We start from the raw sequence: 25364 nt of genomic DNA, 5'->3' as shown, positions 1-25364 counted from the left end.
GGTCCGGCAGCGTGCGCCCTGGGCGAACGTCGCCGCACGGCGACCGGGCGGTGCTGGAATGGTCGCATGAACGAGGACGACGCGCTGGATGCCTACTCCGCCGCGGTGGTGCGGATCGCCGAGACGCTGCTGCCCTCCGTCGCGGCAGTCACGGTGCGCACCGCACGCGGGGAGGGCGCCGGCAGCGCCTCGGTGATCTCGACGGACTCGCATCTGCTGACCAGCGCGCACGTGGTCGCCGGCGCGGACCGCGCCGAGGTCGCGTTCGCGGACGGAACGGTGCTGTCCGCACGCGTCGTGGGCAGTGACCCGCTGTCCGACCTCGCCGTACTCCGCGCGGACGGCGATGTCCCGCCTCCGGTGCCGTGGGGTGACGCGTCGACACTTCGAGTGGGACAGCTCGTCGTGGCGCTCGGCAACCCGCTCGGCCTTGCCGGCAGTGTCACCGCGGGGATCGTCTCGGCACTCGGACGCTCGCTGCCGACCCGATCAGGGCGGGTGGTGGACGAGGTGATCCAGACCGATGCCTCGCTCAATCCCGGCAACAGCGGGGGCGTCCTGGCCGACAGCCGCGGGCGCATGGTCGGCGTCAGCACGGCGGTCGCCGGGATCGGCCTGGGCCTGGCCGTGCCCATCAACACCACCACGCGCGAGATCATCGACGCGCTCATCGCGCGCGGACGGGTCCGGCGCGCGTGGCTGGGTGTTGCCGGAGCGGAGATCACACTCAGTCCCGAGCTTGCGGCCCGCGTCGGCTCCCGCACCGGCATGCAGGTCGCCTCCGTCGTGGCGGGTAGTCCCGCTGCGGCGGCCGGGGCGCGACGCGGAGACATCGTCATCTCCGTCGGCGGCATTCCCGTCACGAGCGCGACCGGCATCCAGCGGCTCATGGTGGAGCACGCGATCGGTCGCCGCATCGAGATGACCGTCTGGCGCAACGGCGCCCTGGTCGACATCGTGGTGGAGCCGGAGGAGCTCCGCGTCTCCTGAGCGGTCCGGCCGCTAGGAGGCGTCGTGGTCGAAGGGCGCCTCGGCGGCGCCCGGTTCGCTGGAGAAGGTCATGGTGGTCTGCAGGTTGCGCGTGCGCCGTTGCAACTCCCGCACGACCTCGCGGTCGGCCTCTTCGGCGTGCGCGACCTCCTCTGCCTGGGTGAGGTAGAGCTGGCTGGCCGGGCCCAACAGGAATTCCGCGTTCTGCACCTGCCCGTCCGCGGCGACCACCGGAACGACGATCACGGCCGCGGTCTTCGCTTCCGCCAGGGCGCGCGCGTAGGCCACGAGTGCCTCGCCCACGTCGTCGGCGATCAGCACCCAGTCTCCCGTGTAGTGCAGACGCAGCATCCTCCCATCGTGAATGTCGGCGCACGCCCGGCCAAGGGGTTGTCATGTCGGGTGCGCAGGCATAACCTGCCGCCCGGGGCGGGCAGGCGTTGGCAACCGGGGCCGACCGCAGGTCCGAGCCCCGTGGAATCATGGGGCCATGCCCGAGTCGCCGGAGGTTCAGGAACTCGCGTCCTTCCTGCGCGCGCACACGGTCGGCCGCGTGATCCGCAGCGCCGACGTGCTGCTGCCCAAAGCACTGAAGACGCAGCGTCCCGCCCCGGCCGATCTCATCGGGCGCCGGGTCAGCGACGTGACCCGGCTCGGCAAGATGATCGATATCGCCACGGCGGACGCGGCCGGCGGCGAGCTGCACCTGGTCGTCCATTTCGGCCACGACGGATGGGTGCCCTGGCACGAGGTCGCCCCCGAGGGACTGAAACGCGCGGGGGATGCCACGCTGATGGCGCGTTTCCGGCTCGATGACGGGTCGGGATTCGACCTGACGGATGCCGGACAGTGGAAGTCGCTGACCCTGCACATCGTGCCGCGGGCGGCCGACGTGCCCGCGGTGGCCAAGCTCGGCATCGACCCGCTCTCGGGGTCCTTCGACCCCGCCGCGTTCGCGGCCGTCCTCTCCGGTCGCCGGAAGCAGATCAAGGCCCTCCTCCAGGATCAGACCGCCTTCGCCGGCATCGGCAACGCGTACTCGGACGAGATCCTGCACGCAGCCAAGATCTCACCGCTGACGCACGCGGCGACCCTGAGCGAAGACGAGGTGGCGCGGCTGGCCGCGCAGACCCGAAGCGTCCTGACCGGCGCGGTCGACGCGCGGCGGGGGACACCGCCATCGCAGCTGCGCGCCGCCAAGCATGCGGCGCTGCAGGTCCACCGCAAGACGGGTGCGATCTGCCCGGTCTGCGGGGACCGGATCCGGGAGTTCGCGTTCTCCGGGGCGGCCGCACAGTACTGCCCCACGTGCCAGACGGGCGGCGTGGTGCTGTCGTGATGCGCCGCCGCAGCGGGGACGCGACTACGATGATGCCATGACGACTTCGCAGCAGCCCGCCCCCGTGACCCTCCAGCCCATCGCCGAGGAGAAGAACCTCCTCACGGTGGTCGAATCCAGCGGTTCCTGCTGCGGTGGTTCGGCCTGCGGTTCAGCCAACTGATCCGCGTCGAGCGGATTTGACCGCTCATCGCGTCGCCGGATCCACCCGCGGGAGCAACCCCTTCTGACACTCTGTAAGGGGAGGCGGCGATGAGCGACGAACTGGTGCTGGGAATGACCCCTCGGGTCTCCCGCATCCTCATGTCCGAAGAGGCCGTGTACGGGCTGATCCTCGTGTCCGGCATGATCGTGGTCAGCTACAACCTGACGGGCACCTCGCTCAGTGCGCTCGTGACTGTCGTGGTGACGGTGCTGGTGTTCTTCGCCGCGCACGTCTACGCCGGAACCCTCGCCCGCCTCGCCCTGACCGAGGGAAAAGCGGGCCTGCCGCAGAGCCTGCGCGCTGCGGCCCGTCACTCGCGGGGGATGCTGTTGATCTCGCTGGCGCCGATCGCGGTGCTGCTGCTGGGCGTGACCCGGGTCGTGGACGACGACCTGGCGGTCTGGACGGCTCTGGTGGTGGATACGGTCGCGCTCGGGGTGCTGGGTTGGCTGGCCGTGCTGAAGTGGACCTCGCGCTTCTGGGTCCGGGTCGTCAGCGCGCTCACCACCGCCGCGTTCGGGCTCGTCATCGTCGCGATGAAGGCCTTCATCCACCACTAGCGGTCGGGCGTGGCCGCGGCGCTCACCCGGGAACGGGGGACAGCAGCGCGCGCACCAACCGCGGGCTCAGGCCGGGTATCTCCTGCACCGGCACCGCGAGGGCGCGCAACGCGCGGCTGAGGTAGTTCCGAGCTGCCGCGGCGAGGGCGATGTCGACGATCTGGCGGTCGGTGAACCCGTACTCGCGGAGCACCCGCGAATCGTCGTCCGTCATGGACGCCGCATCCGTGGAGATCTTCTCGGCGAACCGCATCACCGCGACGTCGGCCTCCTCCAATCCGGCCGACTCGTAATCGAGGGCGACCCGTTCGAGCTGATCCTCATCGAGCGCGTCGGCGCGAAGTGCTTTGCGGCCGTGCGCGAGCAGGCAATGCGGCGAGGGGATGCCGCGGGCGGCCGCGAGGGTGACCAGCTCGTACGTGCGCACACCGATCGAAGGCACGATCGCCGCGATCAGCGCTTCGAACGCGGAATGGGCCTCGGGGTTCAGTGCCATCGCCTGGGTGACGCTGGAGACGAAGCCGTCCTCCCTGAGGTCTGCTTCGTACATCTCGGCGACGGTGCCGACAGCGCTGTCGGCGGGGGGCGGGTGAACGATCACGGCCGGGTTCCTTCCTCGCGCGCCGGCCGGTCGTGCCGGGGCAACGCTCAGCATGCCATGCGCGACACGCCGCTGACGAGATCCGCCCGCGACGTGCGCCCGGAAGAATCGGCGTGTCAGTGCATGGCGATCGGCGCGGAGATGCCGTCGACCGGCTTGCGGATGAGGAAGGCGCCCACGATCAGCGGCAGAGCCGCGATCGCGGCGATCGTGAACGCGGCCTGCGCTCCGGCCGCGCCGGCCGCCGCTTCGGACAGCCCGCGACCGATCGCGGTGTCGCGCACCCCGCTGAGGATCGTGATCATCAGCGCGATGCCGGCCGCGCCGCCCACCTGCTGCACCGTGCCGAGCACGGCGGACCCGTACGAGTAGAACCGCGGCTGCAGCGACGCCAGCGACGCGGTGAACAGCGGAGTCAGCGAAAGAGCCAGCCCGATGGACAGCACCGTCTGGGACACCGCGATCACCCAGATCGGAGTGAACTGATCGAAGCTCGTGAACGTCCACAGCATCGCGACGGCGATGAACGACCCCGGGATCAGCAGCACACGCGTACCCCACCGGTCGTAGACGCGGCCGATCAGCGGCCCCGCCAGCCCCATCGCCAGCGCCCCGGGCAGCAGGATCAGACCGGTCTCGAGCGCACTCACGCGCAGCACGGTCTGCAGGTACAGCGGTACGACGGTCAGCGTCCCGAAGAAGGACAGCGACAGCAGCAGCATCTGGGCGATGGACAGCGAGAAGTTCAGCGAGCGGAACACGCGCAGATCAAGCAGCGCGCGATCGGTGCGCTGCATCCGCAGCTGACGCCAGACGAACAGCGCGAGAGCCACCGCGCCCACGCTGAAGGAGACCACCAGCGTCGTCGTGGACAGGGCGTCGGCGGCGGCTGCGGCCGCGGCGCCACCGCCGTGGGCGGCCGGCCCGCCGATCTGGCTGAGACCGAACACCAGCCCGCCGAAGCCGAGCGCGGACAGGATGATCGACGGTACGTCGATCGCCACCCGCGTCGGCTCACCCAGGTTGTGGATCCAGCGCGCGCCGACGGCGAGTGCGATCAGCGCGATCGGCAGCACGATGCCGAAGATCCAGCGCCAGCCGACCGTGTCCAGGAGCAGGCCGGACAGCGTCGGACCGATCGCGGGGGCCAGGGACATGACGACGCTGACGCGGCCCATCATCCTGCCCCGCGAGTGGGCGGGCACGAGCGTCATCAGGGTCGTCATCAGCAACGGCATCATGATGGCGGTGCCGGATGCCTGGACCACGCGCGCCACCAGCAGCAGCGGGAATCCGGGGGACACGAATGCGATCAGAGTGCCCAGGGAGAACAGGCCCATCGCGGTGACGAACACGGCGCGGGTGGTGAATCTCTGCAGGAGGAAGCCCGAGATCGGGATGACGACGGCCATCGTCAGCATGAACGCCGTGGTCAGCCACTGGGCCGCGACGGCGGTGATCCCCAGATCGGTGATCAGATGCGGGATGGCCACCCCCATCGTCATCTCGTTCAGGATCGCCACGAAGGCGGCCCCGAGCAGGAGCCAGATGATGCGGCTGTCAGCGCGGCTGAGGATCGCGCCCGGGGGCACCACGACGCTGTCGGTGCGGGCAGAGATGTCGGTGGCGGCCATAGGGCGTCTCCTCAGGGGATGGGCGTGCACGACAACATCCCGCAGGCGGTCACACGAAAAGGACGAGCCCACACAGTAACGGCCACGTCGGGCGCGGCATTCCCGAATCGCGTGGAAATATTCGCGTATGGCCATGAGTCCAGTTCGCCGAGCGGTCCTATTCCGGACGGGTGTCGCGATCGCGGTCGGCGCGATCGTCGTCGTCGCTGTGGGCCCCGTGCTCGGGTGGGCGGCGGGGCTGCTGGCCGGCTGGGCGGGCGCGGCCGCCACGAACGTCGCCTGGGTGTCGCTGCTGGTCTGGCCGATGGACGGTCCGCAGACCCGTGAGCATGCCACCGGCGAGGATCCGGGCAGATCGTTCGCACGGCTGGTCGCCCTGATCGGCAGCATCGCCAGCCTGGGCGCGGTGGTGGTCGTGCTGATCCAGACGCAGGACACATCGGAGCTGGAGTCGTACCTGCTCGCCGCCATCGCGGTGGTCAGCGTCGCGGCGTCCTGGGCCCTCATCCAATCCGATTACATGCTGCGGTATGCGCACCTGTACTACTCCGCTCCGGTCGGCGGAATCGACTTCAACCAGGAAGAGGACCCGTCGTACACCGATTTCGTCTACTTCTCCGTGGGCATCGGCATGGGCTACCAGGTCGGCGACAGCGCTGTGCGCACCAACGCGATCCGTCGGCTCGTGATCGCCCAGTCCCTGGTGGCGTACCTGTTCGGCGCGGTGATCATCGGCACGGTCGTCAACCTCGTCATCGACCTCGGGTGACCGCTCCGGTCGAGTCCCGGTAGCAGTGCCGTGGCGGACCGGCCGACTCCGCCCCCGCGTCGGCGTGCGTCATTAGGCTTGCAGGCGTGAGCATGGGCGGGCGGGGTGGTGGACCGGCGGTGGGATTCCGCCCGGTCGACATCGCGGCGCAGAAGAAGCTCAACGCCGAAGCGCCCCGCATCCCACATCTCGGCCGCCGCGTGATCGGCCTGTTCCGCCCGTATCGGATGCAGATCCTGCTGACCGGCGTGCTCGTGATCGCAGGCGCCGCGATCGCCGTGGTTCCGGCGCTGATCGTGCAGCGGATCTTCGACGACGCGCTCTTTCCGACGGACGGCAGCGGACCGAACCTGTCCCTGCTGCTGCGGCTGGTTCTGCTCATGGTCGGGCTGTTCGTGCTCTCTTCCGGACTCGGCGTGCTGCAGACCTGGTTCACCTCGACGGTCGGCAACCGCGTCACCGGGGATCTGCGCGTGAAGCTGTTCGAGCATCTGCAGGCCATGGAGCTGGGCTTTTTCACCCGCACCAAGACCGGGGTCATCCAATCCCGGCTGCAGAACGACGTGGGCGGCGTCTCGGGAGTGCTGACCAACACCGTCACCAGCATCCTGGGCAACGTCGTCACCGTGGCCGCGTCGCTGGTGGCGATGATCATCATCGATTGGCGGCTGACCATCATCGCGGTGGTGATGATGCCGGTCCTGGTGGTGGTCCAGCGGCGCGTCGGGCAGGTGCGGGCTCGCATCGCGGGCGAGACGCAGGAATCCCTCTCCGAGCTGACCGCGATCACCCAGGAGACGCTGAGCGTCTCGGGCATCCTGCTGTCGAAGTCCTTCAACCGCCAGCGGACCGAGTCCGCCCGCTATGGTGCCGAGAACGTCAATCAGGTGCGCCTGCAGGTGCGGCGGGCGATGAGCGGCCAGGGCTTCTTCGCCGTCGTCCAGGTGCTGATGGCCAGTGTCCCCGCGGTGATCTACCTCGTCTCCGGCTACCTGATCACCGGCGGAAGCGATGCCATCACGGCCGGGACGGTGGTCGCGTTCACGACCGTGCAGGCCCGCCTGCTCATGCCGCTGATGGGCCTCATGCGGGTGGCGCTGGATGTGCAGACATCCGGCGCGCTCTTCGCGCGCATCTTCGAGTACCTCGACCTGGTGCCGGCCATCAGCGACGCCCCGGATGCGATTCCGGTCGCGGCCGCCCCGGGTCCGGTCGGCCGGATCGAGTTCCGTGACGTGGTCTTCCGCTACCCGGATGCCGGCCCGGACGCCCCACCCACCCTGCGCGGCATCTCGTTCACCGCAGAGCCCGGGCAGCACGTCGCGTTCGTCGGCCCGTCGGGGGCGGGCAAGACCACCGTCCTGTACCTGACGCCGCGGATGTACGAGGCATCCGGCGGCGCAGTCCTGTTCGCGGGTGAGGATGTGCGGCGGCTGACGCAGGAATCGATCATCGACCACGTCGGAATCGTCTCGCAGGAGACCTACCTCTTCCACGCCACGATCCGCGAGAACCTCCGCTACGCCAAGCCGGAGGCGACCCAGGCGGAACTGGAAGAGGCGTGCCGCGCTGCGAACATCCACCACATCATCTCCGGCTTCGAGGAGGGGTACGACACGATCGTGGGAGAGCGCGGCTATCGCCTGTCCGGCGGTGAGAAGCAGCGCATCGCGATCGCGCGCGTCCTGTTGAAGGATCCGCCCGTTCTTCTGCTCGACGAGGCCACATCGGCCTTGGACACGGTCTCGGAGCGCGTCGTTCAGGAGGCACTGGATGCCGCAGCCCGAGGCAGGACCACGCTGACGATCGCGCACCGCCTCTCCACGGTGATCGGCGCCGACGTGATCCACGTCGTCGACGCGGGTCGCATCGTGGAGTCCGGAACCCACTCCGGCCTGATCGCCGAGGGCGGGCTGTACGCAGATCTGGCCGCCCAGCAGCTCGCGGCGTCCCGGATCCTCGAGGAGGAAGCGACCGAGCCGCTCGGAACCTTGCCCACGCGGCGCGCGGACCGCGCCCCGGACGAGCCCGCTCGGGTCCCCCCGGATGATCCGCTGGCCGTGCTGGCCGGCTCGCTGTCGCTGACCGGACCGCTGCCGGTTCTGGCCGACGACCTGGCCGAAGACGAGCCCTGGCCGCGGCTCGGCGACCGCTAGCCGGGGCGGGCTACCACAGTCGCGCGGCGTCGACCACGGTGGCGGAGGCCGCATCCAGGTCTGCGCGTGCGCTGCCGGCGCGGGCCCAGATCTCGCGGGTGAACGCGCCGAGCGCGCGGCGGTACGCGGCATCCGGGTGCGTGCGTGCGATCTGCGCCAACCGGGGGACATCCATGCGCAGAAGCTGTCCGAGCCGCGCCTGCGCGGCCAGCGGGTGGCCGGTGGACTCCAGGACGCGCAGTCCCGCATCCATCGCCGCGAGGCAGTCCCGCAGCACGTCCAGCTGAGCCTCGCGCTGGGTGATCGAGGACCCATCGGCCCGGACCCGCCAGTGCGCCACGACATCCGGGACGGTGTCGAAGCGGCGCGCCCGGGCGTACATCTGCTGCGCCACGATCTGATCCTCGTACAGGCGACCCTCGGGGAACCGCAGGCCGGTCCGCTGCCAGAAGTCGGTGCGGCTCACCTTCGACCACGCCACGATGTTGGCCGACGCCTCGGGGTGCTCGTCGATCGTCGTGCCGCGCCGCTCCGGGGCGCTGGAGGCGCGGACCCACGGCTGCACCTCACCCAGGCGGTACCCGCCGGTGTCGTCGGGTCGCAGCCGCACATAGGCGCCGAGAGCGAAGTCGCTGCCGCTCTGATCGAGCACGCCGAGCAGTCGCTGCAGCGCGTTCGGCGTGAACGTGTCATCGGCGTCGAGGAAGCCGAGGAAGGGCGTCTCGACCAGGTCCAGGCCGGTGTTGCGGGCGGCGCCCAGTCCGGCCCGCTGCTCGTGCCGCACGAACCGGAACCGCGGGTCGGCCGCCGCAGCGGCGGCGAACACCTCGGCGGTGGCATCCGTGGACGCGTCGTCCACCAGGATCGCCGTCCAATCCGGCATGCTCTGCGCGCGCAGCGACGCCAGAGCATCGGCGGCGTACCGGGCGACGTCGTGGCCGGGCACGATGACGGTGACTGCGGCGGGGGTGCTCACCCGCCCGATTGTACGGCGAGGACGGATGCCGCAACCGCGTCCGCTACGGCATCCAGGGGCCGATCGAGGTGGTGGGGGAAGGTGAACCGCACCGCGGTCTGGGCCAGGTCCGGCGGCACGCCCATCGCCAGCAGGACGTGCGAGGGCTCGTCGCTGCCCGCCGCGCACGCCGAGCCGCTGGAGGAGACCACGCCGCGGCGCTCCAGCTCGAGCAGGACCGCCTCGCCGCTGGTGCCCGCGAACGTGAAGCTGGCCGTCCCGGGGAGACGGTGGACCGCGTCGCCGGTGAGACGTGCTGTCGGGACCCGGTCCAGCACGCGGGCGATGAACCGGTCCCGCAGGTCGCCGACGCGGGCGGATGCCGCCGCACGCTCCGCCTCGGCCAGTTCGAGGGCGGTGGCGAACCCCACGGCGCCGGCGACATCCTCGGTGCCGCTTCGGCGGCCGCGCTCCTGCCCGCCGCCGTGCATCAGCGGTTCCAGCGGCACGCGGGCGCGAATGGCCAGGACGCCGGTCCCCTTCGGCGCGCCGAGCTTGTGGCCGGCCAGCGAGACCGCGTCCACCCCCAGCTCGCCCGCATCCAGCGGCAGCCAACCGGCGGCCTGGACCGCGTCGATGTGGATCGGCACGCGCACCCCGGTGGCGCGGACGGCCGCCGTCACGGCGACGATGTCCTGCACAGTGCCGGTTTCGTTGTTCGCATAGCCGAGGCTGACCAGGGCGGTGTCTTCGCGCACGGCGCCGGCGACGTCGGCGGGGGAGACCCGGCCGGACCGGTCAACCGGGACGTGCGTCACCTCGAACCCGTGGACGCGCGCCAGGTAGGCGGCCGACTCCAGGATCGATTCGTGCTCGACGGGAGTGGTGACCAGGTGTCTCGCGCCGCGGCCGCTCGCCGCGGCGATGGCGGCGCCCTTCACCAGCAGGTTGTTGGACTCGGTGCCGCCGGAGGTGAAGATCACGTCGCCGGGGCGCATCCCCAGCACGCGGGCGACACGGGAGCGGGCATCCGCCAAGGCGTCGGCGGCGGCTTCGCCCACGGTGTGACGGCTCGACGGGTTTCCGAACCAGCGGGTCAGGAACGGCATCATCGCCTCGAGCACCTCGCGCCGGACGGGTGTCGTGGCCGCGTTGTCGAGATAGAGCATGCTCATGGTCGCCTCAGAAGATGCGGATGTCCAGGCCGAGGTCCAGAGCACGGGCGGAGTGGGTGAGCGCACCGACCGAGATGACATCCACGCCGGTCTCGGCGATCGCGCGCACCGTGTCCAGCGACACGCCCCCGGACGCTTCCACCGTCGCCCTGCCGGCGATCTGCTCGACGCCGCGGCGCAGGTCATCCAGCGAGAAGTTGTCCAGCATGATCGTGCCGATGCCGGCGGCCAGGACGGGCTCGATCTGCTCGAGCCGGTCCACCTCCACCTCGACGTGGGTCGTGTGCGGAAGACGGGCGATCGCACCCTGCAGCGCGGCCGTCACCGACACGCCCTTGTTCGCCAGCACCGCGAGGTGGTTGTCCTTGGCCATGACGGCATCCGAGAGCGAGAAGCGGTGGTTGTGGCCGCCGCCGGCCGTGACCGCGTGCCGTTCGAAGGCGCGCAGTCCCGGTGTGGTCTTGCGGGTGTCGACGATCCGGGCACCCGTGTGGGCGACCTCGGCGACGTAGCGCGCCGTGAGCGTGGCGATCCCGGACATCCGCTGCACGAAGTTCAAGCCGATCCGCTCCGCGGTGAGCATGCCGCGGGCCGGTCCGGACACGACCGCCAGCACAGCGCCGGGGACGAAGGACGTCCCGTCCGCGACGTGCAGCTGCACGTCGATCGCAGGGTCGGTGAGGCGGAAAGCGGCGCGGAAGACGTCGGCGCCGCTGAAGACGCCGGCTTCGCGCGCGACCAGCTCGGCTCGGCCCGTCGCCGTGTCGGGAATGAGCATCTCGCTGGTCAGATCGCCCCACGGAGCGTCCTCTTCGAGCGCGATGCCCACGACCCGGTCGATGGTGGTCCTGGTGAGCATCAGGCGCCCCTGCCGGCCAGCACGCCTGAGACCGACGACACCGCGGCGCGGTCCGGCCGCGGGAGGTCGTCACGGCGGAAGTGCGCGCCGAGCGAGTCGCGGCGGCGCAGCGCCGCGCGGACGAGTTCCTCGGCGACGAGCAGGAGGTTCTCGTCCTCGAAGTCGGCCTCGGTGCGCCGGACGCGCGGGAGTGCGCGCCACGACGCGAGGACGGATCCCGCGCGCTCCAGCCCCGCGGCGTCACGGACGAGTCCGGCGTGCTCCCACATCAGCTCCTGCAGCGCGGCCCGGCTGAACCGCGGCACCGAGTCCGGCTCGAGGCCGGCGGAATCCGGACGTACCGGGTCCAGGTCGCGTGCGATGGCGGGTTGCGCGGGGCCGGTCCAGCGTCCGGAGACCGCGTCCGCCGCGATGGCGTCGCCGGCGCGTGCGCCGAAGACGGCGCCCTCCAGGAGGGAGTTGGAGGCGAGGCGGTTGGCGCCGTGCACTCCGGTCCGGGCCACCTCACCGACGGCGTAGAGACCGGGGATGCTGGTCCGTCCGGCCAGGTCGGTCCTCACGCCGCCCATCAGGTAGTGCGCGGCCGGGGTCACCGGGATCGGTTCGCGGGACCAGTCCAGGCCGCGGTCGCGAACGGCGCGGTCGATGGTCGGGAACCGGCGGGCGAGGAATTCGGCCAGCGCCTCCGGTGTCGGGCGCAGATGGGTGGCGTCCAGGAACACCGGGCGTCCGCCCTGGGCCTCCATCTGCCGTGCGATCGCCCGTGCGACGACATCGCGCGGTGCCAGTTCGCCGTCCGGGTGCGCATCGAACGCGAAGCGCCGCCCGGTCTCGTCGATCAGCGTCGCGCCCTCGCCGCGGACCGCCTCCGAGACGAGGAACGAGCCACCCGCGCCCGGTTCGGCATCGCCCGCTCGTGGTCCGGCCGCGGTGTTCGCGCCTTCCAGGACGGTCGGGTGGAACTGGAAGAACTCGAGGTCGGTGACATCCGCACCGGCGCGCAGCGCGGCCGCGATGCCGTCCGCGGTGGCGACGGCGGGGTTGGTGGTGTGCGCGTAGAGCTCACCGGCGCCGCCGGTGGCCAGCACGACCGCATCGGCGTGGATCCGCTCGCGGCGGCCGGCAGCTGTCGGTGCGGCATCCGAGCCTGCGGGCTCCCCGATCAGCAGATCGACGCCGGTGATGCGCTCACCCTGCCGGACGAGGTCCACCAGGAACGCGTGCTCGAGGACCCGCACGCTGCTCGCACGCAGTCGTGCGACGAGCGCCTTCTCGATCGCGGTGCCGGTCGCGTCACCGCCGGAGTGCAGGATGCGCGGATAGGAGTGCGCGGCCTCGAGCCCCTTCACGAACGCGCCGTCCGTACCGCGGTCGAACGCGACGCCGAGGGCGATCAGTTCGCGGATGCGGGCCGGGCCCTCCTCGACGAGGACGCGCACCGCAGCCGGGTCGCCCAGGCCCGCTCCGGCGGTCAGCGTGTCCCGGAGGTGATCCTCGGCGCGGTCATCGTCGAACATCACGCCGGCGATGCCGCCCTGCGCGTACCGGGTGTTGGCGTGCTCGAGCACGTCCTTGGTCACCAGCGTGACGCGGCAGCCGTGCCCGAGCGCGTGCAGCGCGACGGTGAGGCCGGCGATGCCGCTGCCGACGACGATCGCGTGCACCGGCGCCGTCATGAGGCGTTCTCCCAGCCGGATGCCGCGGCGGCGGGCGGCTTGGCCGCCAGCATCCGCTCCAGCGCGATCTGGGCCGGACCGGCGACGTCCTGCGGCACGCTGATGCGGTTCAGGATCCGGCCGGCGACCAGGCCCTCGAGCACCCACGCCAGGTAGCCGGGGTGGATGCGGTACATGGTCGAGCAGGGGCACACCACCGGGTCCAGGCAGAAGATCGTGTGCTGCGGGTGGTCCGCCGCCAGACGCTGCACCAGGTTCACCTCGGTGCCGATCGCGAACGTCGTGGGCTCGCTCGCGCCCTCGATCGCCCGGCGGATGTAGTCGGTGGAACCGGATTCGTCTGCGGCGTCCACGACGGCCATCGGGCACTCCGGGTGCACGATCACGCGCACGCCTGGGTGCTCCGCGCGCGCCTTGTCGATCTGGTCGACGGTGAACCGGCGATGCACCGAGCAGAAGCCGTGCCACAGGATCACGCGGGCCGCCGCCAGTTCGCCCGGCGTCGCACCGCCCAGCGGCTTGCGCGGGTTCCACATCGGCATGTGCTCGAGCGGCACGCCCATCGCCTTCGCGGTGTTGCGGCCCAGGTGCTGGTCCGGGAAGAACAGGACGCGGCGTCCACGCTCGAATGCCCACTCCAGCACGGTCTGCGCGTTCGAGGACGTGCAGACGATGCCGCCGTGGCGTCCCACGAATCCCTTGATCGCCGCGGAGGAATTCATGTACGTGACCGGGATCACCGGGACCCGGCCGGCGGCATCCGGGGCGTCCATGTCGCCGTAGATCTCCGCGAGCTGCTCCCAGCAGTCTTCGACCTGGTCGATGTCGGCCATGTCGGCCATCGAACAGCCCGCGGCGAGGTTCGGCAGGATGACGGCCTGCTCGGGCCCGGAGAGCAGGTCGGCGGTCTCGGCCATGAAATGCACGCCGCAGAAGACGATCGCCTCGGCCTCGGGGTGGGCCTTGGCCGCGTTGGCCAGCTGGAACGAGTCGCCGATGTAGTCGGCGTGCCGCACCACCTCTTCGCGCTGGTAGAAGTGGCCGAGGATCTTGACCCGGTCGCCGAGCGTGGCCTTCGCCGCCCGCACGCGCAGGTCCAGCTGCTCCGCCGACGCCTCGCGGTACTCCACCGGCAACTCGCCCTGACGGGGCGAGCCGGTCGGGATGACATCGCCCATCGAGGACCCGGGGCCGTATCCCGGCCGGGAGTCGAAGTTCCACGGCCCGGCGGCGAGCTCCGTCGTGCAGGTCTCGGTGGTCGATGCGCCCGTCACGATCGCCTGGATCGTGTGATCCACGGACGGGTCGGCCGAGCGAGGCTGGGGGATGAGGACTGGTGCGGACATCGCGGGCTCGTTTCGATCTGGACGGATTCAGTGGCGGACGACGAGAGGCCCGCGGTCTGCGAGTTCGACGTCCTGGTTGTAGCGGTACAGCCGCGCGGGGCGGTGGCTGCCGGTGCGGAAGCGGTCGGTGGGGATCAGCGTCCCGGAGTTCTCCACCTGGCGGCGGAAGTTCGCGGGGTCCAGGCGCCGACCCAGAATCGACTCGTAGACCTCGCGCAGTTCGGCGAGCGTGAACGCGTCGGCCAGCAGCCCATGCGCGATCCGGCTGTACCCCACCTTGTTGCGCAGCCGCCACAGGGCGTACTCGACGATCTCGTTGTGGTCGAAGGCCAGTCGCGGCAGCTCTGCCGCGTCGAACCAGGCGACGTTCTCGACGACATCGCTCGGGATCTCGTCCGGACGCACCAGCGCCCAGTAGACGATCGAGACGACCCGGGTGGGGGAGCGGTCGACCGCTCCGAAGGCGTACAGCTGCTCGAGGTAGCTGGGCGCGATCCGGGTCGTCTCGGCCAGGGTGCGGGATGCCGCGGCATCCAGACTCTCGGTCGGGTTCAGCCAGCCGCCGGGAAGAGCCCACAGACCCGCGTGCGGATCACGCGTGCGACGCACCAGCGGCAGGGCGACGGTAGAGCGGTCGTTGTGCGGGTCGCGGCGCAGCGTGAAGATCACCGTCGAGACCGCAACGCGGGTCACGTCCTCGGGCGCGGGGACGCCCTCCGGCGTGCCGGCACTCGCGGTTGTTTGTGTCATCATGACCATTACCTCGATTCGATCTTAGTGTCGTTCTGACCCGAAGGGCAAGAATCCGCGCGATCGTGTCACGCCCGCGCGCGCGGCACCGAACCGCACGGGCGTTCGGACCCGGCCGGGCGTACCGGCGGCACCCAGACTCCGGAAATCTCCAGGAGCTACGCTGAACGCCCGGGTTGGCATGGCAGAGATGGGGAGAGCGTGCTCGTCATCGACATCGTGCTGATCGTGCTGCTCGTTCTCGCGCTGGTCGTCGGTCTGCAGCGCGGCTTGCTCGCCAGCCTGGGCGTCCTGATCGGCATCGTGCTGGGCGGCTTGGCGGCGTTCTGGCTCGTGCCGATCGTCAATGAGCTCTGGCCGTGGCCGACCACGCGGGTGGTGGCGGTGATCGCGCTGGTGCTGGTTCTGCTGGTAGCCGGGGCGACCGCGATCGGCGCGATCGGCGCCGCACTGCGACGCGGGGTCGACCGGACGCCGCTGCGGGCCGTCGACCGCCTGCTCGGCGGCGCGCTCGCGGTCCTCGCCGGAGCGTTGTCACTGAGCCTGATCGGCTCCAGCGTCGCGGCGACCGGGACGCCGGTGGTCTCGACCGCCCTGAAGTCTTCACAGGTGCTCCGGACGATCTCCTCAGTGACGCCCGCACCGGTGGCGGAGGCGCTGGCCCGAGTGCGCTCGGCGGTGATGGAGGACGCGCTCCCGCGGCTGGGAGAGCTGCTGGAACTGGACATCGAGCCCAGCGCTCCGCCGGTGGCGCTGGATGACCCGCTGCTGGCCGACGCCGCGGCATCCGTCGCGCGCGTGTCAGGCGTCGCGTTCGCCTGCGGCACCAGCGCTGCCGGGTCCGGCTTCGTCATCGCGCCGGACCGTGTGGTGACCAACGCCCACGTGGTCGCAGGCGTCCAGACGCCGATCGTCGAACTCCCGGGCGTCCCGGCGCGCGAGGGTCGGATCGTGTACTTCGACCCGATCGATGACCTCGCCGTGATCGCCGTCGATGGACTCGGCGCCTCCCCGCTGCCGGTGGTGCCACCGCTGAGCCCCGGAACGGCGGGCGTCATCCAGGGCTACCCGTTCGGCGGACCCTTCTCGATGGTGAACGCCGAAGTGATCTCCGCCGGGGCGGCGGAGGTGCCGGACATCTACGGCGAGTCGACGGCTCTGCGGGACATCTATGCCCTGGCGGCGCAGGTCAATCCCGGCAACTCGGGCGGCCCCCTGCTGACCGCCGACGGCGCGGTGGGCGGGGTGGTCTTCGCGCGGGCGGAGGCGGACTCGGACCGCGGCTACGCGATGACCACGGCTGAGCTCGAGCCCATCCTCGCCGGCGCCACCGGCTGGACGGATGCCGCTTCGTCGGGGCGCTGCATCGGCTGACCGCACGCACGCTGCGGACGCTATGCTGGCACGGCAAGTCAATACCGGCCAACAACCCGGACGGGAGAGCCTCGGCTGCACGTGCGCCGAGCACCGAAGGAGCAAGCCTCCCCGCCAATCTCTCAGGTATGCGTACCGCCCGGGCTCGGCCACTCTGGAAAGCGATCCTTCGAGGATCCGCCGACGGTGAAAGTCCCGGCATCCGCTCGACGCGGAGGGATGCCGAGGCGAAGCTCTCAGGCCCATGACAGAGGGGGAGTTCACAGGCGCCGATCGGCGTCTGCCCGCACGTGACCGGGAGAACTCATGACATCGCCCCGCTACACACCGCTTCGCGACCGGCACGAGTCGCTCGGAGCTTCGTTCACGGACTTCGGCGGCTGGGCGATGCCGGTGCGCTACTCGTCGGAACTCGCCGAGCACCGTGCCGTGCGCACCGCCGCCGGATTGTTCGACATCTCGCACATGGCGGAGTTCTTCGTCTCCGGCCCCGGGGCGGGCGAGTACCTGGACTACGTCCTGGCCGGTCGCCTGTCCACCCTGCCGGTGGGCCGGGCGAAGTATTCGCTGCTGTTGTCCGAGCGCGGTGGGATCGTCGATGACCTGATCGTCTACCGCCTCGAGGAGGAGTCGTTCCTCGTCATCGCCAACGCCGGCAACCGCGACGCCGTCGCGGCGGCGCTTGCCGCGGCGGCGGTGGGGAGAGGGGTGACCGTGGTGGACGCGACTGATGACCACTGCCTGATCGCGGTGCAGGGCCCCGCTGCCCGGGCAGTGCTGGACGCGACGGTCGGACTGGCGCAATCGGCCTCCCCGCTCGATGAGCTCACGTACTACGCCGCGACCTGGGCGAGTTTCGAGGGGCAGCCCGTGCTGATCGCGCGCACCGGCTACACCGGCGAGGACGGGTACGAACTGCTCATCCCGAACGGGTCCGCCGCCGCGCTCTGGGACGCTGTGCTGTCCGCCGGCGCGCCGTTCGGGCTGGTGCCGGCGGGGCTGGCCGCCCGCGACACGCTGCGCCTCGAAGCGGGCATGCCGCTGTACGGACATGAGCTGTCCCCAGACATCGTCCCGGCCCAGGTCGGGCTAGCCCGGGTCGTGGCCATCGACAAGGACGACTTCGTCGGCCGCACCGGACTGGCCGCCGTGGTCGCGGCGGATGCGCCCGTGCTGGTGGGGCTCGCCGCCGAGGGCAAGCGCGCCGGACGCGCCGGCTACGCGGTGCTGGATGCGGCCGGCACCGCGGTCGGCGAGGTCACCAGCGGCGCACTGAGCCCGACCCTCGGTCATCCCATCGCGATGGCTCTGGTCTCACCCGCGCATAGCAGCGCAGGCACCGAACTGTTCATCGACGTGCGCGGTACGCGCGTTCCCGCGACCGTGACCCCCCTGCCGTTCTACCGGCGCACTGCGTGACCCGCGCAGCGCGCTCCGTGATCCACCAGAGCACACCGGAGGAAGAAGTGACCGACCTCAACAGCCTCAAATACACCGCCGAGCACGAGTGGGTCGCCTTGGACGGCGATGTGGCCACCATCGGCATCACCGACTACGCCGCCGACAAACTCGGCGATGTCGTCTTCATCGACCTGCCCGGGGTCGACTCCGGCGTCTCGGCCGGCCAGGTCGTCGGCGAGATCGAGTCGACCAAGTCGGTCGGCGAGCTGTACGCACCCCTCACCGGCGCCGTCGTGGGTGTCAACCAGGCCGTCGTGGATGACCCGTCCATGGTCAACGCCGACCCGTACGGTGACGGATGGCTGATGAAGCTGAAAGTCGACAGCTCGGATGCGTCCGAGCTGCTCGATCGCGAAGCCTACGTCGCGCTGACCGGCGGCGACGCGTGAGTGCGACCTCTTCGGCGGGGCAGAGCACACCGCTCGACGGATTCTCCGCCCGTCACATCGGAACGGATGCCGCGGCCCAGGCGCGCATGCTGAGCGCACTGGGCTACGACACCGTCGACGCCCTCGTCCGGGCTGCGGTGCCGGCATCCATCCAGGCGAGCTCGCGCACGACATCCGACATCCCGTCCGCCGCGACGGAGGCCGAGGCGCTGGAGGAGCTGCGCGAGATCGCGTCGATGAACCGGGTCGCCCGCCCCATGATCGGACTCGGCTACTACGACACCTTCACCCCGTCGGTGATCGCCCGGAACGTGCTGGAGAACCCCTCCTGGTACACCGCGTACACCCCGTATCAGCCCGAGATCTCGCAGGGCCGGCTGGAAGCGCTGATCAACTTCCAGACGATGGTCACAGACCTGACCGGCCTCGCGACGGCCAACGCCTCCATGCTCGACGAGCCGACCGCCGTCGTCGAGGGGATGCTAGTGGCCAGGCGCGCCTCCACGTCGGCGTCGAACGTGTTCCTCGTCGACGCCGACGCGATGCCGCAGACCAAGGCGGTGCTCGAGCAACGCGCTGCGGCGCTCGGGATCCGAGTGCAGTACACCGCCTACGATCCCGCCTCGTTGGACCGCGTGGAGGCGTTCGGCGCCTTCGTGCAGTACCCCGGCGCCTCGGGGCGGGTCTGGGATCCGGCCCAGGCCGCCGCCGCCGTGCACGCGCAGGGTGGGCTCGTGGTCATCGCGGCGGACCTGCTGGCGCTGACCCTGCTGCGCTCGCCGGGTTCGCTGGGTGCGGATGTCGCGGTGGGCACGACGCAGCGGTTCGGCGTGCCGTTGGGCTTCGGCGGTCCGCATGCCGGGTATATGGCGGTGCGCACCGGACTGGAGCGCCAGCTGCCCGGTCGACTCGTCGGCGTGTCCCAGGATGCCGCGGGCCATCCCGCCTATCGGCTGTCGCTGCAGACCCGTGAGCAGCACATCCGCCGCGAGAAGGCGACCTCGAACATCTGCACCGCACAGGTGCTGCTGGCCGTGATGGCCGCGATGTACGCCGTCTACCACGGTCCCGACGGACTTCGCGCGATCGCCACGGAGGTCGCCCAGAAGGCGCAGGCCCTCGCCGAGCGGCTCCGCTCCTACGACCTGTCGCTGGTGTCCGACGCCTTCTTCGACACCATCCGGGTCGTGACGCCCGGCCCCTCGCGGCATGTGATCGAGCGCGCCCGCTCCCGCGGCTACCAGCTGTTCTGGGTGAACGACGCGACCGTGGGCGTCTCGGTGGACGAGACCACCACCGCCGATGACCTCGCCGCCGTCGCCTGGGCCTTCGGGCTTCCCTCGGCGGAGGCGGACGGCGAGCGGAACGTGCCGTTCCACCACGCCACGCCGCTGTCCGGTGTCGCTGACGCGCTGCACCGCCGTGACGACTACCTGACGCACCCGGTGTTCACCACGCACCGCAGCGAGACGGCGATGATGCGCTACCTCAAGCAGCTCGCCGACCGGGACTACGCGCTGGATCGCGGCATGATCCCACTCGGCTCCTGCACGATGAAGCTGAATGCGGCCGCAGAGATGGCGGCGATCTCGTGGCCGGAGTTCTCCCGCGTGCACCCGTTCGCCCCGGAGGCGGACGTGCGCGGGTACCTCGCGATGATCGAGCAGCTCGAGCGATGGCTGGCGGAGGTCACCGGGTACGATGCCGTCTCGCTGCAGCCCAACGCCGGCTCGCAGGGAGAACTGGCCGGGCTGCTCGCAATCCGCGGCTACCACCGGGCGAACGACGAGCTCGGCCGCACGGTGTGCCTGATCCCCTCATCCGCGCACGGCACGAACGCGGCATCCGCGGTGCTGGCGGGGATGAAGGTCGTCGTGGTGGCATGCGACGACGACGGCAACGTCGACCTGGGCGATCTGCGTGCCAAGATCGCCCAGCACGAGGCCGAACTGGCGGCGCTGATGATCACCTACCCATCGACCCACGGCGTCTACGAGCAGGACGTGCTGCAGATCGCCCAGGCCGTGCACGATGCGGGCGGCCAGGTGTACGTGGACGGCGCGAACCTGAACGCGCTGCTGGGGTACGCGCGCTTCGGCGACCTCGGCGGGGACGTGTCGCACCTGAATCTGCACAAGACGTTCGCGATCCCGCACGGCGGCGGCGGTCCGGGAGTGGGTCCGGTCGCCGCCAAGGCGCACCTGGCGCCGTTCCTGCCGGGGCACCCCTTCTCGCAGCGCGCGGACCACGCGGGCGGGGTGTTCCAGGGCGGCGCCGTGTCGGGCGCCCCCCACGGCTCTGCCGGCATCCTGCCGATCTCGTGGGCATACGTGCGGATGATGGGGATGGATGGTCTGCGAGACGCCACCGCCGCCGCTGTTCTGGCGGCGAACTACATCGCGACGCGGCTGAAGGGCCACTACCCGGTCCTCTACGCCGGAGAGAACGGTCTGGTCGCACACGAGTGCATCCTGGACCTGCGACCGCTGCGCGACGAGACCGGCGTCACCGTGGACGATGTCGCCAAGCGGCTGATCGACTACGGGTTTCACGCGCCGACGATGTCGTTCCCGGTTGCCGGGACGCTCATGGTGGAGCCGACCGAGTCCGAGGACCTCACCGAGATCGAACGGTTCATCGAGGCGATGATCGCCATCCGTGCCGAAGCCAGCGCCGTGGCGGCGGGGGAGTGGCCCGCCGACGACAATCCCCTGGGCAACGCGCCGCACACCGCGGAGTCGGTGGTCGCGGCGGAGTGGACGCACCCGTACTCGCGCGAACTCGCCGTGTACCCGGTGCGTTCCCTGGTGCGCACCAAGTACTGGCCCCCGGTGCGGCGGATCGACCAGGCGTACGGTGACCGGAACCTGGTGTGCGCATGCCCGCCGGTGGAGGCGTTCGCCTAGCCGTCGGTCCCCGGCCTTTTGACCGCGAGACTGCAACCGCGCCTCGAGAGTGGGGGGAAACCCCTCAGTCTCGAGGCGGCGTTGCAGTCTCGCGGCCCTGCCGTCCGCGGCCGCCCAGGAGCGCGCTCAGTGCGAAGAGATCGCGGGATGCCTCGGGATTGACCGGACGCAGACCCGCATGTCGCAGCGCTCCGCGCAGCGGGGTCAGCCGCGCCACATCGGCCCAGCCCCAGTGGGCGATGCCCGACGAGTGATGGCCGAGTCGTCGATCGCGATCCTTCTCTTTGCGGATCGCCGTCACCGGCGCCTGGAGCGTTCCGTCGTATTTCACGTCGCCGTCCGCCTCGCCGATGACTCGGGCGGTCTCCCACCACATGTCGCAGCGATCGACCATGCCGGCGGTGACGAATTCGACCTGCAGCCGGGGTTCCTCGAATCCCAACCACTCGATCGCTGCCCGACTGACCGACTCGAGGGGAGTCTCCGCAAGCGCGCTCGCCCGATGCAGCACCCAACGCGCGACCCTCCGACCGCGGCTACTGATCCTGTACTCGTTGTGGGCGACGAGCGCCTCCACCGACAGCAGCGGGTCTCCGCGCAGGGCGGCATCGGACACGGCCAGGCCGACCGCACCGTTTCTCGAGCGGGCGATGTCGACGGCGGTGTCCAGCGGCGACGTAACCAGCAGCCCGCCCACGTCGACGACCGCGCGATCGCCCCGTGTCGTATGCAGTCGGATGCCGCCGCTCAAGCGCGACGTGGTGCCGGGCGTATCCAGTGCGTGGACCTCGAGCGGCTCGCCGAAGGTCGGCAGTCCCAGGATCGCGGCCGCTGACTCGTGGCTGAAGACGATGCCCGGATGGGTCATCGCCGCGGCATGGACGCGCGCCGCGTAACGCTGCCACGGCGCGAGCGCGGCCCACAGCGATGCCGGCGCGACGATGCCCCGCCGAACCCGCACGAGACGGCCGCCTGCGATGTCGCGGTCCGCGTGCGCCACCTGCGATGAGCGGGTGAGCGGGATGGGCGAGGAGACCGCGACGAATGAAGAGGGGCTCGGATCGATGCTCAGCGTCATTCCGGCACTCTGACCGGCGGTGCGCGGGCTGCCGGGTCGTCAGGCGGATCCGGTGGACGCATCCTCTCCGGAGCCGTCTGTGGAGGAGCCGTGCTCGCTTCCTCGCCCCCCGCTGCCGCATTCCCCGAGACTGCAACAGCACCTCCAACGGGCGGGCGAACCTCGCTGTCTGGAGGCGCGGTTGCAGTCTCGCGGAAGAGAGAGCGCGGCTACCCGGACGGCGTGGGCGTCGGGGCGGGCGCGAAGACGCCGGGCCACAGCGCGGCGGCCAGGGGGTATCCCACGAACGCCACGACGTCCAGCAGCGTGTGGGCGATCACCAGGGGCATCACCCTGCCCCAGCGGCGGTAGCACCAGCCGAACACGACGCCGAGCACGAAGTTGCCGACGATCGCCCCGATGCCCTGGTACGCGTGATACGCGCCCCGCAGCGCGGCCGTGGTCAGGATGATCGTCCACCACGACCAGCCCACCCGCCTCAGCCGGTCGAACAGATACCCGATGAAGATGACCTCCTCGGTCAGCCCGGCCCGGAGCGCAGCCAGCACCAGCAGCGGGACCGTCCACCACGCCGCATCCAGGGGCGAGGCGACGACGGCGACGTTCAGCCCGAGGATGCGGGAGAGGACGTACAGTCCCAGTCCCGGCACTCCGATCACCGCGGCGAGCAGGATGCCGCGGCCCAGGTCCCCGCCGAACCGCGTGAAGTCCAGGCCGATGCGACGCAGCGCGTTGGTGCCCGGTTCCCAGAGCAGATAGACCACGAGGGCCACCAGCGCCAGCCCGAACACGATGGCCAGAAACTGGTACAGGACGTTCCAGAGGACCTCGGCATCCCGGTCGGGGTTGAGCTGGGTCTGCTGCTGCCCGATCGGGGTGGTGCGCAGCGATGCGCGCACCAGCGACAGCACCGAATACAGCGCCGATTGCCCCACCGTGACGGCCAGGACGATGCCGATCTCCCACCACAATCGGGCTCGGGATGCCGCGGCAGGAGCTTTCCTCTCATCTGGAGGGGTCTTCGGCGAGGTCACCTTGTCAGATTGTCACATCGGGCCCGCGTTGAGTTAAGGCTCTGTAACGTTTTCGCGTGAAGTTTTGACCATCCGATACCAGGTGCTTAGGGTTTCCCTATCCGCGCCCCGTCGTGCTTTGCCTCGACGTGGGCGCACAACCCTGCACAGGAGGAACAGTGAGAATGAAGCGCATCTCGGCAGCGGTGGCTCTCACCGCTGTCGGCGCATTGGTGATCTCGGGTTGCGCCGCCGATGGCGGCGGCGACAGCGGCGACGACTCCGGTCTCGTCGAAGGCTCGTCCATCACCGCCGCGTGGAACCAGGCTTTCTACTCGATGAACGGCAACACGTCGTTCGGCAACGCCACAGCCAACAACAACATCAACTACTTGGTGCTGGACGGCTTCAACTACTACAACAACACCCCGGAGCTCGTCCAGAACACCTCCTTCGGATCGTACGAGCTCGTCAGCGAAGACCCGCTGACCGTCACGTACACGGTCAACGAGGGTGTCAACTGGTCGGACGGGACGCCCATCGACGCGGCGGACCTGATGCTGTACTGGGCTGCCGAGTCGCGCGCGCTGGACACGCCGGACTTCGACCCCGCCGAGTTCACCGACCCCGACACGGGTGAGTTCACCGAGGCATTCCCGACCGACACCGTGTACTTCGACTCCGGTGCAACCCCGACATCCGGCCTCGGCCTGGTCTCGGAGACTCCCGAGGTCGGTGAGGACGGCCGCTCGGTCACCATCACCTACGACGAGCCGTTCGTCGACTGGGAGCTCACGTTCGCGACCATGGGCGAGATGCTGCCCGCGCACATCGTGGCGAAGAAGGCCCTCGGACTGGACGACAACGAGGAGGCCAAGACGGCCATCCTCGACGCCATCGAGAACGCCGACGACGCCGCCCTCGCGCCGATCTCGGCGTTCTGGAACTCCGGCTTCAACTTCACCGAGATGCCGGATGACCCCGAGCTGGTCACCGCCAGCGGCCCGTACATGATCAGCGACTACGTCGCCGACCAGTTCGTCACGCTGACGGCCAACCCGGAGTACAGCGGCGACAACACGGCCAACATCGAAGAGATCACGATCCGCTTCATCCCTGACCCGCTCGCCGCGGTCCAGGCGCTGGAGAACGGCGAGGTCGACGTCATCCAGCCGCAGGCGACCGCCGACATCACGACGGCGCTCGAAGGCATCGACGGCATCACCGTCGACACCAGCCTCGGCGGCACCTACGAGCACGTCGACCTGCAGTTCGACCAGGGCAAGAACCCGGAGAACATCTTCTCGAACCCCGCCGTGCGCGAGGCCTTCATGAAGACCATTCCCCGTCAGGAGATCGTCGACACCCTGATCGAGCCGATCATCGGCGACGCCGCCATCGTGCGGAACTCGCAGATCTTCGTCCCCGGCGCTGAAGGCTACGACGAGTCCGTCGCGGCCAACGGTTCCGAGGCATACGCCGACGTCGACATCGCGGGCGCTCAGGCGCTGCTCGCGCAGTCGGGCATCACCGACACGTCGGTGTGCATCCTCTACGCGTCGAACAACCCGCGTCGTGTCAACGAGTTCGCCCTGATCCAGGCTTCGGCCAACCAGGCGGGCTTCAACGTCACCGACTGTGGTTCGGAAGAGTGGGGCGGCCTGCTCGGCACGCCCGGCGCTTACGACGCCTCGCTGTTCGGATGGCAGTCCACGAGCCTCGGTGTCACCAACTCGCTCCCGACGTTCGAGACCGGCGGCATCAACAACCTCAACTTCTACTCCAGCCCGGCGGTCGACGAGCTCGTCGCACAGCTGAACGTCGAGTTCGACGAGCAGAAGAAGATCGACCTGCAGGTCGATCTGGACACCCAGCTCTGGTCGGACTTCTACGGAGTCACCATCTTCCAGTTCCCGGAGGTCACCGCGATCAGCGACCGCATCACCAACGTGACGTCGTCGATCCTGGCGCCGACGGTGTTCTGGAACGCATGGGACTGGGAAGTCACTGACGCCGGCGCTGAGGAGTAGGCCGCAGGCGACGCTCTCGGCGAGCTAGCTCGCCGCAGATCGGGTGGGGTGGCGGTCCCCAGGGGCCGGCCCCCCCCCCCGGGAGGATCCCAACAGTG

At 70.2% G+C, this 25364-nt stretch carries 22 protein-coding genes and 1 riboswitch; of the genes, 11 read left to right on the top strand and 11 right to left on the bottom strand.

Annotated features, from left to right (window positions below):
* Positions 1-66 precede the first annotated feature (66 nt).
* Positions 67-990 carry a S1C family serine protease gene (locus NQ152_RS01930; protein ID WP_257502392.1) on the top strand — a complete coding sequence of 308 codons (924 nt, stop codon included), beginning with the start codon at positions 67-69 and terminating at the stop codon, positions 988-990.
* A 12-nt stretch (positions 991-1002) separates the two neighbouring features.
* Here the strand turns inward: NQ152_RS01930 and NQ152_RS01925 are convergent, their stop codons facing one another.
* Positions 1003-1341 carry a hypothetical protein gene (locus NQ152_RS01925; protein WP_257522822.1) on the bottom strand — a complete coding sequence of 113 codons (339 nt, stop codon included), beginning with the start codon at positions 1339-1341 and terminating at the stop codon, positions 1003-1005.
* 139 nt (positions 1342-1480) lie between these two features.
* Between NQ152_RS01925 and NQ152_RS01920 the strand changes: the two genes are divergently transcribed.
* From NQ152_RS01920 to NQ152_RS01910, 3 genes are all read left to right on the top strand, one after another.
* On the top strand, positions 1481-2329 hold the full coding sequence (locus tag NQ152_RS01920; RefSeq protein WP_257522821.1) for an Fpg/Nei family DNA glycosylase: 849 nt from the start codon (positions 1481-1483) through the stop codon (positions 2327-2329).
* Positions 2330-2366: 37 nt separating this feature from the next.
* Positions 2367-2492: a hypothetical protein gene (locus NQ152_RS01915; RefSeq protein WP_257502395.1), complete on the top strand. Its 126-nt coding sequence runs from the start codon at positions 2367-2369 to the stop codon at positions 2490-2492.
* 89 nt (positions 2493-2581) lie between these two features.
* Positions 2582-3094, top strand: coding sequence for a hypothetical protein (locus NQ152_RS01910; protein ID WP_257522820.1), 513 nt, complete (start codon positions 2582-2584; stop codon positions 3092-3094).
* 22 nt (positions 3095-3116) lie between these two features.
* Here NQ152_RS01910 and NQ152_RS01905 read toward each other — a convergent pair whose 3' ends face one another.
* Both NQ152_RS01905 and NQ152_RS01900 read right to left on the bottom strand, forming a co-directional pair.
* Positions 3117-3695, bottom strand: a complete 579-nt coding sequence (locus NQ152_RS01905) for a carboxymuconolactone decarboxylase family protein (protein WP_257522819.1) — start codon at positions 3693-3695, stop codon at positions 3117-3119.
* 116 nt (positions 3696-3811) lie between these two features.
* Positions 3812-5329: a DHA2 family efflux MFS transporter permease subunit gene (locus NQ152_RS01900; RefSeq protein ID WP_257522818.1), complete on the bottom strand. Its 1518-nt coding sequence runs from the start codon at positions 5327-5329 to the stop codon at positions 3812-3814.
* A 133-nt stretch (positions 5330-5462) separates the two neighbouring features.
* On the opposite strand from NQ152_RS01900, the gene NQ152_RS01895 reads away from it, so the two are divergent.
* Complete coding sequence (locus tag NQ152_RS01895; RefSeq protein WP_257502398.1) at positions 5463-6098, top strand: DUF1345 domain-containing protein; 636 nt, start codon at positions 5463-5465, stop codon at positions 6096-6098.
* A gap of 92 nt (positions 6099-6190) precedes the next feature.
* Positions 6191-8254, top strand: coding sequence for an ABC transporter ATP-binding protein (locus NQ152_RS01890; protein ID WP_257523059.1), 2064 nt, complete (start codon positions 6191-6193; stop codon positions 8252-8254).
* Positions 8255-8264: 10 nt separating this feature from the next.
* Here NQ152_RS01890 and NQ152_RS01885 read toward each other — a convergent pair whose 3' ends face one another.
* The 6 genes from NQ152_RS01885 to NQ152_RS01860 are packed head-to-tail and all read right to left on the bottom strand — an operon-like array spanning position 8265 to position 15018.
* Positions 8265-9230, bottom strand: coding sequence for a glycosyltransferase family 2 protein (locus tag NQ152_RS01885; protein ID WP_257502399.1), 966 nt, complete (start codon positions 9228-9230; stop codon positions 8265-8267).
* Complete coding sequence (locus NQ152_RS01880) at positions 9227-10378, bottom strand: cysteine desulfurase family protein (protein WP_257523058.1); 1152 nt, start codon at positions 10376-10378, stop codon at positions 9227-9229. The genes NQ152_RS01885 and NQ152_RS01880 overlap by 4 nt, the downstream gene beginning before the upstream one ends.
* Positions 10379-10391: 13 nt before the next feature.
* Positions 10392-11243: a carboxylating nicotinate-nucleotide diphosphorylase gene (nadC, locus tag NQ152_RS01875; RefSeq protein ID WP_257522817.1), complete on the bottom strand. Its 852-nt coding sequence runs from the start codon at positions 11241-11243 to the stop codon at positions 10392-10394.
* Complete coding sequence (gene nadB / locus NQ152_RS01870) at positions 11243-12919, bottom strand: L-aspartate oxidase (RefSeq protein ID WP_257522816.1); 1677 nt, start codon at positions 12917-12919, stop codon at positions 11243-11245. Before nadB ends, nadC begins: the two co-directional genes overlap by 1 nt.
* On the bottom strand, positions 12916-14265 hold the full coding sequence (gene nadA, locus NQ152_RS01865; RefSeq protein WP_257522815.1) for a quinolinate synthase NadA: 1350 nt from the start codon (positions 14263-14265) through the stop codon (positions 12916-12918). Before nadA ends, nadB begins: the two co-directional genes overlap by 4 nt.
* 27 nt (positions 14266-14292) lie before the next feature.
* Positions 14293-15018, bottom strand: a complete 726-nt coding sequence (locus NQ152_RS01860) for an NUDIX domain-containing protein (protein ID WP_374113545.1) — start codon at positions 15016-15018, stop codon at positions 14293-14295.
* A 198-nt stretch (positions 15019-15216) separates the two neighbouring features.
* Between NQ152_RS01860 and NQ152_RS01855 the strand changes: the two genes are divergently transcribed.
* The 4 genes from NQ152_RS01855 to gcvP all read left to right on the top strand — a co-directional run bounded on the left by NQ152_RS01855 (position 15217) and on the right by gcvP (position 21145).
* Positions 15217-16389, top strand: coding sequence for a MarP family serine protease (locus NQ152_RS01855; RefSeq protein WP_257522814.1), 1173 nt, complete (start codon positions 15217-15219; stop codon positions 16387-16389).
* Between the two features lie 51 nt (positions 16390-16440).
* Positions 16441-16537, top strand: a riboswitch (glycine riboswitch).
* A gap of 158 nt (positions 16538-16695) precedes the next feature.
* Positions 16696-17808 carry a glycine cleavage system aminomethyltransferase GcvT gene (gene gcvT, locus NQ152_RS01850; protein ID WP_257522813.1) on the top strand — a complete coding sequence of 371 codons (1113 nt, stop codon included), beginning with the start codon at positions 16696-16698 and terminating at the stop codon, positions 17806-17808.
* A 47-nt stretch (positions 17809-17855) separates the two neighbouring features.
* The gene (gcvH, locus tag NQ152_RS01845) at positions 17856-18239 is read left to right on the top strand and encodes a glycine cleavage system protein GcvH (RefSeq protein ID WP_257502634.1); all 384 of its coding nucleotides are present in this window, start codon (positions 17856-17858) and stop codon (positions 18237-18239) included.
* 86 nt (positions 18240-18325) lie between these two features.
* Positions 18326-21145: an aminomethyl-transferring glycine dehydrogenase gene (gcvP, locus tag NQ152_RS01840; RefSeq protein WP_374113550.1), complete on the top strand. Its 2820-nt coding sequence runs from the start codon at positions 18326-18328 to the stop codon at positions 21143-21145.
* Positions 21146-21209: 64 nt separating this feature from the next.
* On the opposite strand, the gene NQ152_RS01835 is transcribed toward gcvP, so the two are convergent.
* Together NQ152_RS01835 and NQ152_RS01830 are read right to left on the bottom strand one after the other, a co-directional pair.
* Positions 21210-22223, bottom strand: coding sequence for a hypothetical protein (locus NQ152_RS01835; protein WP_257522811.1), 1014 nt, complete (start codon positions 22221-22223; stop codon positions 21210-21212).
* A 209-nt stretch (positions 22224-22432) separates the two neighbouring features.
* A complete protein-coding gene (locus NQ152_RS01830) occupies positions 22433-23257 on the bottom strand; it encodes a CPBP family intramembrane glutamic endopeptidase (RefSeq protein ID WP_257502407.1) in 825 nt (274 codons plus the stop codon).
* A gap of 164 nt (positions 23258-23421) precedes the next feature.
* On the opposite strand from NQ152_RS01830, the gene NQ152_RS01825 reads away from it, so the two are divergent.
* Complete coding sequence (locus tag NQ152_RS01825) at positions 23422-25266, top strand: ABC transporter family substrate-binding protein (protein WP_257502408.1); 1845 nt, start codon at positions 23422-23424, stop codon at positions 25264-25266.
* Positions 25267-25364 lie beyond the last annotated feature (98 nt).

It is taken from the genome of Microbacterium sp. zg.B48 (assembly GCF_024623505.1).
Taxonomy (GTDB): Bacteria; Actinomycetota; Actinomycetes; order Actinomycetales; family Microbacteriaceae; genus Microbacterium.
This window is presented reverse-complemented; position numbering and strand designations above follow the sequence as displayed.

Coding starts and splice junctions, on each gene's coding strand:
- NQ152_RS01930 (WP_257502392.1), top strand. CDS start 67: ATGAACGAGGACGACGCGCTGGATGCCTACTCCGCCGCGGTGGTGCGG.
- NQ152_RS01925 (WP_257522822.1), bottom strand. CDS start 1,341: ATGCTGCGTCTGCACTACACGGGAGACTGGGTGCTGATCGCCGACGAC.
- NQ152_RS01920 (WP_257522821.1), top strand. CDS start 1,481: ATGCCCGAGTCGCCGGAGGTTCAGGAACTCGCGTCCTTCCTGCGCGCG.
- NQ152_RS01915 (WP_257502395.1), top strand. CDS start 2,367: ATGACGACTTCGCAGCAGCCCGCCCCCGTGACCCTCCAGCCCATCGCC.
- NQ152_RS01910 (WP_257522820.1), top strand. CDS start 2,582: ATGAGCGACGAACTGGTGCTGGGAATGACCCCTCGGGTCTCCCGCATC.
- NQ152_RS01900 (WP_257522818.1), bottom strand. CDS start 5,329: ATGGCCGCCACCGACATCTCTGCCCGCACCGACAGCGTCGTGGTGCCC.
- NQ152_RS01895 (WP_257502398.1), top strand. CDS start 5,463: ATGAGTCCAGTTCGCCGAGCGGTCCTATTCCGGACGGGTGTCGCGATC.
- NQ152_RS01890 (WP_257523059.1), top strand. CDS start 6,191: ATGGGCGGGCGGGGTGGTGGACCGGCGGTGGGATTCCGCCCGGTCGAC.
- NQ152_RS01880 (WP_257523058.1), bottom strand. CDS start 10,378: ATGCTCTATCTCGACAACGCGGCCACGACACCCGTCCGGCGCGAGGTG.
- nadC (WP_257522817.1), bottom strand. CDS start 11,243: ATGCTCACCAGGACCACCATCGACCGGGTCGTGGGCATCGCGCTCGAA.
- nadB (WP_257522816.1), bottom strand. CDS start 12,919: ATGACGGCGCCGGTGCACGCGATCGTCGTCGGCAGCGGCATCGCCGGC.
- nadA (WP_257522815.1), bottom strand. CDS start 14,265: ATGTCCGCACCAGTCCTCATCCCCCAGCCTCGCTCGGCCGACCCGTCC.
- NQ152_RS01860 (WP_374113545.1), bottom strand. CDS start 15,018: ATGATGACACAAACAACCGCGAGTGCCGGCACGCCGGAGGGCGTCCCC.
- gcvT (WP_257522813.1), top strand. CDS start 16,696: ATGACATCGCCCCGCTACACACCGCTTCGCGACCGGCACGAGTCGCTC.
- gcvP (WP_374113550.1), top strand. CDS start 18,326: ATGCTGAGCGCACTGGGCTACGACACCGTCGACGCCCTCGTCCGGGCT.
- NQ152_RS01835 (WP_257522811.1), bottom strand. CDS start 22,223: ATGACGCTGAGCATCGATCCGAGCCCCTCTTCATTCGTCGCGGTCTCC.
- NQ152_RS01825 (WP_257502408.1), top strand. CDS start 23,422: ATGAAGCGCATCTCGGCAGCGGTGGCTCTCACCGCTGTCGGCGCATTG.